The organism is Micromonospora sp. NPDC049051 (assembly GCF_043197575.1).
GTDB lineage: Bacteria > Actinomycetota > Actinomycetes > Mycobacteriales > Micromonosporaceae > Micromonospora.
In genome coordinates this window covers 552,143-562,904 of the sequence record NZ_JBICTL010000003.1, presented here as the reverse complement: position 1 = coordinate 562,904, position 10,762 = coordinate 552,143, and the positions used below count along the sequence as shown (strand labels likewise).

The 10,762-nt window shown below is 65.1% G+C and carries 9 protein-coding genes; 3 read left to right on the top strand and 6 right to left on the bottom strand.

Going from position 1 to position 10,762, the window contains the following annotated elements:
* Nucleotides 1-11: 11 nt before the first annotated feature.
* From ACGFIR_RS14710 to ACGFIR_RS14690, 5 genes are read right to left on the bottom strand one after another with little or no spacing between them, the layout of a single operon-like run.
* Nucleotides 12-233 (bottom strand): MbtH family protein, encoded by a 222-nt coding sequence (locus tag ACGFIR_RS14710; RefSeq protein ID WP_393145310.1) that lies wholly within the window; start codon nucleotides 231-233, stop codon nucleotides 12-14.
* A 28-nt stretch (nucleotides 234-261) separates the two neighbouring features.
* A complete protein-coding gene (locus tag ACGFIR_RS14705) occupies nucleotides 262-1,041 on the bottom strand; it encodes a hypothetical protein (RefSeq protein WP_393145308.1) in 780 nt (259 codons plus the stop codon).
* Nucleotides 1,042-1,086: 45 nt separating this feature from the next.
* Nucleotides 1,087-4,311 (bottom strand): amino acid adenylation domain-containing protein, encoded by a 3,225-nt coding sequence (locus ACGFIR_RS14700; RefSeq protein ID WP_393145306.1) that lies wholly within the window; start codon nucleotides 4,309-4,311, stop codon nucleotides 1,087-1,089.
* Entirely contained in the window at nucleotides 4,308-5,180 is an 873-nt protein-coding gene (locus ACGFIR_RS14695) for a phytanoyl-CoA dioxygenase family protein (protein WP_393145304.1), read from the bottom strand. Before ACGFIR_RS14695 ends, ACGFIR_RS14700 begins: the two co-directional genes overlap by 4 nt.
* Nucleotides 5,177-6,601, bottom strand: a complete 1,425-nt coding sequence (locus tag ACGFIR_RS14690; protein ID WP_393145302.1) for a condensation domain-containing protein — start codon at nucleotides 6,599-6,601, stop codon at nucleotides 5,177-5,179. Before ACGFIR_RS14690 ends, ACGFIR_RS14695 begins: the two co-directional genes overlap by 4 nt.
* Nucleotides 6,602-6,945: 344 nt before the next feature.
* Between ACGFIR_RS14690 and ACGFIR_RS14685 the strand changes: the two genes are divergently transcribed.
* Together ACGFIR_RS14685 and ACGFIR_RS14680 are read left to right on the top strand one after the other, a co-directional pair.
* A complete protein-coding gene (locus tag ACGFIR_RS14685; RefSeq protein ID WP_393145300.1) occupies nucleotides 6,946-7,200 on the top strand; it encodes a phosphopantetheine-binding protein in 255 nt (84 codons plus the stop codon).
* Nucleotides 7,201-7,549: 349 nt separating this feature from the next.
* The gene (locus ACGFIR_RS14680) at nucleotides 7,550-8,497 is read left to right on the top strand and encodes a ParB N-terminal domain-containing protein (protein WP_393145298.1); all 948 of its coding nucleotides are present in this window, start codon (nucleotides 7,550-7,552) and stop codon (nucleotides 8,495-8,497) included.
* A 74-nt stretch (nucleotides 8,498-8,571) separates the two neighbouring features.
* On the opposite strand, the gene ACGFIR_RS14675 is transcribed toward ACGFIR_RS14680, so the two are convergent.
* Nucleotides 8,572-9,876: a condensation domain-containing protein gene (locus tag ACGFIR_RS14675; RefSeq protein ID WP_393145296.1), complete on the bottom strand. Its 1,305-nt coding sequence runs from the start codon at nucleotides 9,874-9,876 to the stop codon at nucleotides 8,572-8,574.
* A gap of 666 nt (nucleotides 9,877-10,542) precedes the next feature.
* On the opposite strand from ACGFIR_RS14675, the gene ACGFIR_RS14670 reads away from it, so the two are divergent.
* The gene (locus tag ACGFIR_RS14670; RefSeq protein WP_393145294.1) at nucleotides 10,543-10,647 is read left to right on the top strand and encodes a transposase; all 105 of its coding nucleotides are present in this window, start codon (nucleotides 10,543-10,545) and stop codon (nucleotides 10,645-10,647) included.
* Nucleotides 10,648-10,762: the final 115 nt, after the last annotated feature.

The following is a 10,762-nucleotide window of genomic DNA, read 5'->3' as shown; positions in this document are numbered from 1 at the left end:
TCCACCTGGATCTAGTCGTCCTGGTTGGTCTGTGCCAACCAGCGACGCAGGCTGAGCGGACGAAGGTCGGTCCAGATTCGCCCGACATGCTCAAGGCACTCCTGGCGGGAGCCGGTCACACCGACGGACGTCCAGCCAACGGGTGGTTCCCGGTCGGCGAACCAGATGGAGTACTGCTCCTCGTCATTGACGACGACGACGTAGGTCCGCTCCTGCGCGGTGGGCGAGGTCATGCGCTGCCTTCCGAAGGGATGGTGGGAATCAGGACCAGGCGACGAGGTCGCTGTTCGTGGTGCGGCCGATGAAGGAGCTCACCGAGATCCGGTCGCCCATTCCCGAACCGGCCTCGACTCGGTGGAAGTTGCGGCTGTTGAACAGAATCAAGTCGGCCTCGCGTGGCTCAATGTGCAGCGACGAAACACCAGCCACCACTTGGGATTCGTAGCCGTAGGTGCCCTCGATGAGGAACTGTTCGGCGTCCTCGGTCCATGGCCGGTTGTAGACGACGGTGGCGCCGCCCCGCTCCGGCGTACTGCAATAGATGTTCCAGGTCAGCTGCGCGTCGATCGATCCGATCGACCATCCGGGAGCGTCGTGCGGGGCCCAATCGCAGTGCAACAGCGCCTCGTCGATGATGCGTACGAGTCCGGCGAAGTACTCGCGACCGTAGGTGTCTCGGGCTACTCCGACCGGCCAGCTCCAGGCACGACCGATCTGTTGGAGCACTAGGTGCAGCAAGTCGCCGCCGTCCTGAAACAGTTTTCGTCGGCGCCGTGTCGCCCCGGCTGCCTGGGCGAAGTACTTCTCCCGGCGGCCACTCTCGTGCCGGTGCTCGTACTGCGTGATGCCGATCCGCCCGATCGGCGGGTTGACCTGCTCGTAGTAGTCGAAGCCCTGCTCCTGGATTGCGCGCGCCACGGCCCGGGTGATGCCCTCCGACAAGAAACCGGGGACGCGGATGGCGGCGATGCGGTTGTCGAAAAGCAACCGGATTAGCTCTTCGTCAAGTTCCTTGGTTTCCACCAGCGTCCACTGGTCCATGTCGTTTCCCCGTCGTCTCGGTGGCATACCGGTTGAACCCACGTCTCAGCGCTCTTCGCTTGACAGCGCGTCGATGAACCTTTGCGCTGCGGCGGTCGCCGCCTGTTCTCCCCCCAGCTCGGTGGAGACCCGTTCCAGCAGACGGCGCGGGGTGCGGAGGCTGAACACTGCACCGACTCCGATCGGGGTGTCGAATGCGGCCCGGACGCGTCCGGTCAGCTTCACTGCGGTCAGCGAGTGCCCGCCGAGTCGAAAGAAATCGTCGTCGAGTCCTACGGACGAGACGCCGAGCACGCGTGCCCACAGGTCGCTCATCAGCTGCTCCGCCGGACTACGGTCCGCCGTGTCCTCGGCCGCGATCCCTGGGGCGACCTGGGGTGTCGGTAGCGCGGCCCGGTCGACCTTGCGGTTGACGGTGAATGGGAAGGACTCCAGGACCATGAGGGTCCACGGAACCAGGTGGTCGGGAACCGTGCGGCGAAGCCGTTCCAGGACGACCGCGACCTCGATGTCCGCGCGTGCGCCGAGTACGTAGCCCACGAGACGACGCTCTCCGTTGACCTCGCGGAGCAGCACGACCGCCTCGCGGATCTCGTCCTGTTCGCGCAGCAACGATTCGATCTCACCCAGTTCAATGCGGAAGCCGCGGATCTTGATCTGGTTGTCGAGGCGACCGAGAAACTCGATCCCACCGTCGGGACGCAGCCGGGCTCGGTCGCCGGTGTCGTACATTCGCTCGCCGGGGCGGCGGGGAAAGGGGCAGGGCACAAATCGGTCGGCGGTGAGCGCCGTACGGCCGAGGTATCCGTGAGCCACGCCGGCGCCGGCCAGATAGAGGTTGCCCGGCACACCCATCGGCACCGGCCGAAGCTCCCGGTCGAGGATGAAGGCGCGGGTGTTGGCCAGGGGCCAGCCGAGGTGGGGATGGTCGTCCATCCGCGCCGGGGGTTCGGCGACGACGTGACTGGTCACGACGTGGCATTCGGACGGGCCGTACTGGTTCTCGAGCCGGCAGCCGGGTGCGGCGGCGAGCAGTCGTCGCAGCTCGTCGGTTACGTGCAGCGGCTCGCTGCCCGGGATCAGCTCACGGAGTTCCGGCAGCGTCGTGCCCAGCCGAGCGGCGGTCGCGGCGACCTGTTCCAACGCGAACGCAGGCAGGTACCAGCGCTGGACCTGGCTTGCCGCGGCCAACGCCACCAGCCGCTCGAAATCCATCCGTTCGTCCTCGTCGACCAGGATCAGCTGGCCACCCACGGTCCACGTGGCGAAGATCTCCTGGAAGGAGACGTCGAAGCTAAGTGACGCGTAGGCGAAGGTACGGGCCGTCGGCGGCACCGAGGTGTGTCGCACCTGCCAGCTGATCAGGTTCGCCCCTGCGCGGTGTGACATGGCGATGCCCTTGGGGCGGCCCGTGGACCCCGAGGTGTACGTGATGTAGCAGAGGTCGTCCGGGCTTACATCGACGACATGGGCGGTAGCGACAGGGATCTCGGCCAGCTCGTCTACCCGTAGCCGGGTCGGGTTCGGCCCCAGCCGGTGGTTGAAACTGGTATCGGTGAGCAACAGTGCGGCGGCCGAGTCCGTCAGCAGGTAGGACAGGCGAGGGTCGGGGTGGTCCGGGTCGAGAGCCAGGTAGGCGCCGCCGGCTCTCAGCACGGCCAGCGCGCTGATCAGCAGCTCGGCGGTCCGCCGTTGCAGGATCGCAACGACGACCCCGGGGCCTACCCCCGCCTCGACGAGCGCCGCAGCCAACCGGGCGGAGCGTTGGTCGAGCTCCGCGTACGTTAGCAGTCTGCCGTGGTCGTCGAGGGCGATCGCGTGGGGCGTGCGGCGGAACTGTTCGGCCACGACCTGCTGCACCGGGCGCTGGTCGAGTTCCGCCTCGGTGCTGTTCCACATGGTCAGCAGCCGTTTGCGCTCAGCTGCATCTATCACGTCCACATCGCCGACGAGGCTTCCCGTGGTCAGGGTGCGCAGAACCGTCTCGAACCGGCCGAGCAGCGCCTCGACGACATCGTTGGCGAACCGCTCGCGGTCGTAGAGGATCTGGACCCGTAATCCCTCCGCGCGGGGTAGCACCAGGACGGTCAGGGGATATCCGGTGTCTTCCAGGAAGGTGCGGAGCTCGAACCGGACGTCCTCGTCGAGTGCCCAGTCGCTGCTGACACTCGGGTAGTTCTCGATCACCAGAATCGTGTCGAAGAGGGTGTCCTCGGCCGACCGGCCCGCGTACTTATGGATGTCGACGAGCGATGTGTGCTGGTGCTGCTCGACGTCGAGGCGGTCCGTCTGGACGCGGCGCAACCAGTCGACGATCGGCTCGCCGGGCTGGAGATCTGCCCGCCGGGGGACGGTGTTTATGAAGGGGCCGACGATGTCGCCCACGCCCGGCATGTCTGCGGGGCGCCCTGCCATGGTGAGGCCGTAGACGACGTCCCGGGTGCCGTTGTGGCGCGCCAGCAGAGCCGCCCAGGCGGCCTGGAAGACCGTGCCGAGGGTCACCCGGGCATTGGCGGCGAGCGTGGAGACGGCCAAAGAGAGTTCTGATCCCAAATCGTGGACAGCTCGGCCGTCGGCCGCCCGTCCGCGTCGCTCGCCCTCCGCGGGGGGACCAACGGAGACTGTCGAGGCCGCCGATGGGCCATTGAGGTACGCCCGCCAGTAAACGGCGTCCTGCCGAGTGTCGCGGCGAGCCAGCCAACCAATGAAATCCCGGAACGGCGGGGCGGGGGCAAGGCTAAGCGGTTGCCCCGCCACGTCCGCGCGGTACGCCGCCGCAGTCTCCCGAATGACTGTCGGAAAGGACCAACCATCCAGGATCAGATGGTGCAGGGTCCACACGAGCACCGCCCCCGCCGGCCTGTGGAACAGGGTAAGACGCATCAGTGGTGCCCGATGCAGAGGAATGCCGGCGGTCCGATCAGCAGCCAGGAACTCTTCCAGCAGCCGGGAGTGATCGACGTCGTCGAGGAGGCGGTGGTCGTGTTCGGTCAGCGGTACTGTCCCGATCGTCAGGACCGCCTGGTGTGGCTCGTCCAACCCCTCCCACATGAAGGACGTCCGCAGAGCGGGGTGCCGCCGCACCGTTGTGGTCCAGGCCCGGGTCAGCGCCGCCACATCGACGGGACCGCCCAAGTCAAAGACGAACTGCTCAAGGTACGGTCCGTTTAGCGGGCTCTTGAGCGTGTGGAACAGCATGCCCTGCTGCAGCGGAGTCAACGGGTATAGATCCTCGATCACCGGCTCGTGCCCGGCCTGGAAGCCGCTCATCGTGCGATTCCTCGAACCGCCACGGCGTGCTGCCCGACGAGGGTAGGCCCATCCACGGGGTGCTGTGGCAGGTCGTCGTGCTCGAGCGGGCGCAGCGGGACTGGGTTCCGGCTGGCCAAGAACTCGGGGCGAGGGCGGGGAACCTCGGCGAGGGGATGGTGGCTGCTGTTGTAAGAAAGAATGAGCAGACACCGGTCGTATGGCGACAGATTGTTCGACGAGCCGTGCACGACGGCGGGGTCGAACAGCAGGACCGTGCCCGCAGGTCCCTTGACCGAGACGATGCCCTGCTTGTCTACGAGGCTACGAAGGCTTTCGGTGTCCACTGTGTACTTGAGTCGGGCGGATACCGTCGTGCGCCAACCCTCGCCCTCCGGTACCTCGTCGATCTCTTCGGCGGGCAAGTCGCCGTACCTGTGTGAGCCAGGAATCAACAGCAACGGGCCATTGAACTCGTCTACCTCGTCTAGGTGGATGAGGATGTTCACCGCCGAGCGTTCCCGCAATCCATCCTCGTGGCGCCAGAAGTATGAATCCTGGTGCCATTGCCAAACCTCCCCACCGAGCGCTGCCTTTGCGTTGATCTTGAATTGGTGGACGTAGACATCCGGCCCGACCACTTGCTCGGCCAGTCCGACCAGGCGGGGCATCCGCACCAAATCGTGGAAGAACGGGGTCACCAGGTGCGCGCCATGCGTGGCGCGCACCAGGCCACTGCCGGCTTCATGAACGCGCCGAGGACTGTCGGTGTCCAGGTCGTGGCGAGCGTGCTTCCGTAGCGTGGCGATCTCGGTCGCAGTGAACATTCCCCCCAGTACGAGATAGCCGTGCTCCTCGTAGTGGGTGAGCTGGGCGGGGCTGAGGTTCATGCTTTCACATCCAGGTCATCGTGAGGTGGGGTCGGACACGAAGACCGCCCGGTGATCGGGTCGACTTCGGTACCGAGTAGCTCCGCCAGGCCGGTGGCCGACGACTCGGCCAAGGGCCACTGAGCGATCGGCGTGTCGGGATCCGCCGCGACGGCCTCGGCGGCGATGCGCAAATGTCGGAGGAACGCGTGGGCGGTGTCCGCCGTGAACCGGCGCGCGCTCCATTCAAGATCGCAGCGCAACTGTCGGCCGGCGGTCACATTGAGGGTGAGTTCGAACTTCGCGGGTCCCGGTGGGGGCGGCAGTTCCCTGACTGACAGTCCTGACAGCGTGACCGGCGCGTCGGCCTCAGGCACCAGGCTGAAGAACACCTGGAAGATGGGAGAGCGACCCTCCTCTCGCCCAGGGCGAAGGTCCTGGACCAACTGGTCGAAGGGGCACTGTCGCCGCTGGAGAGCAGCAACCACGGTGTCACGGATGCGTGCAGAAGCCGCGCCAAACGTCGTCGAGTCGGGCCATCGGGTCACCAAGGGTAGGGAGTTGAGCAGCATGCCGACCGTGGTGTCGAGTTCTCCGCTGTCCCGCAAGGACACTGGCGTGCCGATTACGATTGCGTCGTCGCCGGTCCACCGGTGCAACACTCCACCGAAGAGCGTGACCATGAGCATGAACGGTGTCACTCGTAACGAGCGTGCCACCTCGTCGAGCCGCATAGTCAGCTCGACCGGGAAATCGTCGCTGGTCACCGTGCCGGTGGTCGCTGTCTCGGCGTACACCGGTAGCGGAAGATCGAGTGCCCGCGGGGTATCTGCCAGCTGATCCCGGAAGTAGGCGAGGTGTTCGACGTAGTCATCGCCGGTCAGCCACTCGGATTCCCAGTCCGCGTAGTCGGCGAACTGCAGGGGCGGAGGGGCATCGGCATCTTGGTTGTCCGGTCGGTACTGCTCGGCAACTTCGGCCCAGAGCCGTCGCACCGACGGGGCGTCACAGATGAGGTGGTGTGCGACCATCGCCAGCAGGTGGTGCTCCGCGCCGCACACGAACAGATGCACCCGTAACAAGGGTGGGGCGGTGAGGTCGAAGGCGCCGGCGAGCGCCTGTCGTACAGCCGCCGGCAAGGCGTCGTGGGTCACCGTGAACGGGAGCTCAGCCGTAGGGTGGATCAACTGACGCAGCTCACCACCGACGCGGGTGAACGAGGTGCGCAGGGCCTCGTGCCGCCGCACCACGGCCGTGAAGGAATTCCTGAGCCGCTCCGTGTCCAGCGGCCCGTGCAGTTCGAGCAGCTTGGTGACGTGGTACGCGGAACCAGTTCGGTCCAACTGATGACTCAGCCACATGCCCCGTTGCCCGCTGCTGGCGGGAGCGACAACCACCTCGTGGTCAAGGCCGGCCAGTACCGCTGGCAGTGCTGGATGCATCGAGCTAGCTCCCTAGTGTGGAGAACGGTTGCGGCCACGGCACGACCATCCGCTGCAGACATGACGCCACTCCATTAATTACAAGGAGTCCGAGTATCCGCAGTTCGCCCGGCACTATTCCGCCTGCACTTACTCGTCGACCAAAATTGGCTGGCGTGGCGCTGGAGTGCGGCGCACGCATTTACCGCGTTCGCCCCGCACGAAGAGTATCGTTCCGATCTGGAGACCGCAACGATCCTGCCCTCAACGCCACTTTGGCCATTGGTTGAGCGTGGGTGAATGTGTGGTAGTTGTGCAGGCTGAAGCTGCCGCCGGGCAGCCGTCGGATTGGAGGCAGGCGACCGATGAATCGGCATGAACTGGAAGAAGAGGTTGTGCGTCTGGTAGTGGAGGCGAGCGAACATCCGATCGGCCGCGACACTATCGCTTCCTTGGCTGGGGATCTCGCCGCCGTGGGCTACACCTCGCTGTCTTACCTCCGGCTCCTGAGCGCGATTGAGAGCGAGTTGGACGTTTACATCAGTCCTGCCGACTTAGCTCGCGAGCCGCTGACGATCGCAAGGCTCGTTGGTCGCGTGGCGCACGAAAAGGCTTTGTAGCAACTTCCCCGGGGTCGAGGCATTGCGGTGTGCAACTGGGCGGTTCCTCGGTTGCACACGCTCGGCACACTGGCCTCGGGCTGACGGAATCCAACAGCTGACGGGATCAAACCTTCACCCTCGTGGTGCCCGTACCGACTTCGGCGGGACCGTAGGCGGCGCCGTAAAATCATGACATATCGCCGCATACAGTAAAGAACGGTCAGAGGTTGCCGGTGGCGTCTAGGTGGCTTAAGCTCGCGCAATGACCGGCGTGGATGTTGCAAAGCGAGATTGACACCATCGTTGCCGGTCTGTTCGGAAATGCGAAATACGGGGGTGGAGTTCAGTGGCTAAAAAGTGTGCCGCAGTGACGGATGTCTTGGAGGGCGGCGCGGATGATTCCGACGTCGTTCTTGTGCGAATTGATTCGTTATTGCCGGCGGAATCGCCGCGTCTCGGTGGGATCAACGATGATCACGTGAGGTTGTTGGCGCAGTCGGAAATCCCTCTCCCGCCCATCCTAGTGCAGCTGCGGACCATGCGCGTAATTGACGGCATGCACCGTTTGAAAGCCAGCCAGCTGAACGGCGCGGCCAGCATTAGAGCGCGACTGTTGAACGATGACGACGGCTCCGCGTATCTGCGCGGGGTCACCACCAACATCGCCCACGGCCTGCCGCTTTCGCTTGCCGACCGCCGGGCCGCCGCAAGCCGTCTTATTAAGATGTACCCGCACTGGTCCGACCGATCTCTGGGGCGGGCAGCCGGGCTCTCCGGCAAGACGATCGGCGCACTGCGGCGTGACCTGGGCGAGGCGACGCCGGGGCAGCGCACCGGCCGCGACGGGCGAATCCGCCCGGTGAGCAATGCCACCAGCCGTAAGGTGGTCAGCGAGCTCCTGACGCAGCGGCCCACCGCCTCGCTACGCGAGATTGCCCGGACAGCCGGCGTCTCTCCGAACACGGTGCGGAGCGTTCGGGACAAGATGGAGCGGGAGGGCCCTGCCGACGACGACCACTCAGCAGGGCTGCGGCCGCACCTCGAAGGGCCAGGCGTGCTATTGGTGCGGCATCTCCGGACCGATACTACGCTGGCCAACTTGAGCCGTGACCCGTCGCTGCGGTACACCGAGGCCGGACGCGCGCTGCTCCGCATGCTGCATCATCATTCGAGCGCGCCGATCGACGGCCGCCTCGTCGCCGCGCTGCCTCCGCATTGCTTACCGGTCGTTGCCCAGGTCGCTCGGAATCTGGCCGGCCAATGGGAGGGACTCGCCGACCTGGTGGAGCGCAGAGCACGGCTCGAAGCGGTCTAGCCGCTATCGCACGGGCAGGACGCCCCGGCGGCCATCCCTTCGGGGCCGCCGGGGCGTCCTCTGTCTGCTCACCTCTACGGTCGCGGCGGAACGTCGCGGAGCGCAGCGAAACTTAGCATTTTGGCTGTCGTCAGCTGCTCGTCCGCAAGGCTGATCAAAGCGGCCTCGATCGAGACCGCCAACTGCCCAACTAAGTCCGGCGCGAGGTAGTCCTGGCTGGCACGCACGGAGACTGCAAGCGCTTCGCCGGTACCAACGCGGATGTTGAGACGGGGTCCGGTCTCCCGTGCCGCAGGCTGCCACTCCACGCTGGTAGCGAGAACCGAGTCGTCCGGCGGGATGGCCTCACCAGTGCCGACAAAGTTGAAAAAGCAGTCGAAAGTGATTGGATCGGGGTTTGGTACGCCGAGTTCCGTCAGGTGGTCCCGGAGCGCGTCCACGCTATAACTGCCGCGCATGTACGCCTCGGTGCTAGACGAGGCGACGGCTCGAACAAAATCTGCAGTGGCCATGTTGGGGTCGCGATGAACGGTCAGCGGTGCGATCTGGTTCATGCAGCTCACCATCGACTCCCAGCGGCGGTCAAAACGGTTCGAGGACATCAGCGCCAGCGTGACGGCCGATCGCTGTTTGACCTCGAACAGGGCGAGGTAGGTGGCGGCCAGAACGACGGACGCTGCCGACACATTGAGTCGCTCGGCGATCCTGCGAACCGCCGACATGGCGGACCTGGAGGAAATCGCCGCCTGCGTGCGTCTGGTCGGGTCGGGCCCACGACGGTCCTCGTCGACCATGCCACCCCAGGCGTGCGCCCAGTAGTTGATTACGTCGAGGTTTCGGGCCTGCGCCGCACGCTGCCTGCGCGCTAGATCTAGCGGGCGGGCCGGGGGTGGCAACTCGGTCCCTGTAAGTAGTTGCCGGAATTGCTCTTCGAGTAAGAGGCAGGCCGTGTGGTCGGCGGCGCAGTGGTGGACGATGGCTATCAGGTATCGGTAGACCCCGTCGACGGCGCCCAGGAATGCGCGCCATGGGGACCCCGCCCAAATCGAAATCGGCTCTGCAAGGAATGGTCGCACCGCCTCCAACGCCGCCTCGAACGTGGCGGCCTCAAGTTTCAATGTCGAGACTTGGGCAGCGCGGTGGACATGCACGTGCTGCACCGGGTCGCGCGAGCCGATCTCATAGGTCGTCCGCAGAGTTTCGTTGCGGAGAACGAGTTGATTCCAGGCGTCAACTGCGGCGGTCGCTCCGACATTGGCCGGTAGCGGAAGGACAACTAACTGGTTGGCCTCCGCGTGCCGCTCCATAGGGATCGGCTCAATCGACCGCAAGAATGAGAGCTGCCCGAAGGTGACGGGTCCGCTTTCAATCAGGTTCATGTGTTGGTCCTCGTCATCTGCAGTGAGGTACGCCAGCCCGGGAAAATCTTTGGCGGCCGGCTGATCGATGTCGACGGTCGTCCCGATGGCGAACGCCCGGTAAACGGCGTGTCGTCCCCGGAAACACTCTAGAGGACGTCTCGCATCTGGTCAGGTTCTCGGCAGAGTTGTCAGGTGTAGGCGTGCGTCGATCTCGATTGTATCCAGCAGGACCAAAGGCCACTGATGTCTTCAACGCCTTGCGGACAAGACTGATAACCTTAGAGAGGCCTGTTCTCAGGGCCGCTACCACGGCGATCGACGAAGTCGCGGACGAGGGCGAACGGATTCTGGAGCGGGCTCAGACGGTCGAGGGCCGGTGGCGTACCCGAGCTAGTGGCTACTGCCCTGATCTCTCAGGTCGGTGCAGCGGTGCGGCAGTTGATGCGTCTGGAGCGCTAGAAAGCGCATCTAATCCGCATGGTGGCTGACTCACGTTCGACCGTTGTGGAGTTGGTTCGTTGATCGTCGCGTGGGCGTACAGCGGCGTGGGTATCTTCGGACTTGTCGGATGAGCGGTAGGGCGTTGATCGAGCCCGTCCTCATCGGATGGCGGGCGGCGCGGGTGGGCTTGGGGATCAGACTGCCGGTGCATGAACTGCGGAGATCGTCAACGCGATCCTGTACGTGACCAGAACGGGGATCGCGTGGGAGTACCTGCCGTATGTTTTTCCGCCGGCGAAGACTGTGTACGACTACTACGCCAAGTGGGAAGCAGGCGGGATCACGTAACGGATCTGTGAACCTCCAGCAATGTCGGCGAGTCCAGCCAGGACGTCGACGCGGCGGAGAAGATCAAGGGATGCAAGCGGCACGTCGCCACCGACACATGGGACTGCGTCTCGCG

Excerpts from the sequence above, each read along its gene's own strand:
- ACGFIR_RS14710 (WP_393145310.1), bottom strand. The coding sequence starts at position 233 with ATGACCTCGCCCACCGCGCAGGAGCGGACCTACGTCGTCGTCGTCAAT.
- ACGFIR_RS14705 (WP_393145308.1), bottom strand. The coding sequence starts at position 1,041 with ATGGACCAGTGGACGCTGGTGGAAACCAAGGAACTTGACGAAGAGCTA.
- ACGFIR_RS14700 (WP_393145306.1), bottom strand. The coding sequence starts at position 4,311 with ATGAGCGGCTTCCAGGCCGGGCACGAGCCGGTGATCGAGGATCTATAC.
- ACGFIR_RS14695 (WP_393145304.1), bottom strand. The coding sequence starts at position 5,180 with ATGAACCTCAGCCCCGCCCAGCTCACCCACTACGAGGAGCACGGCTAT.
- ACGFIR_RS14690 (WP_393145302.1), bottom strand. The coding sequence starts at position 6,601 with ATGCATCCAGCACTGCCAGCGGTACTGGCCGGCCTTGACCACGAGGTG.
- ACGFIR_RS14685 (WP_393145300.1), top strand. The coding sequence starts at position 6,946 with ATGAATCGGCATGAACTGGAAGAAGAGGTTGTGCGTCTGGTAGTGGAG.
- ACGFIR_RS14675 (WP_393145296.1), bottom strand. The coding sequence starts at position 9,876 with ATGAACCTGATTGAAAGCGGACCCGTCACCTTCGGGCAGCTCTCATTC.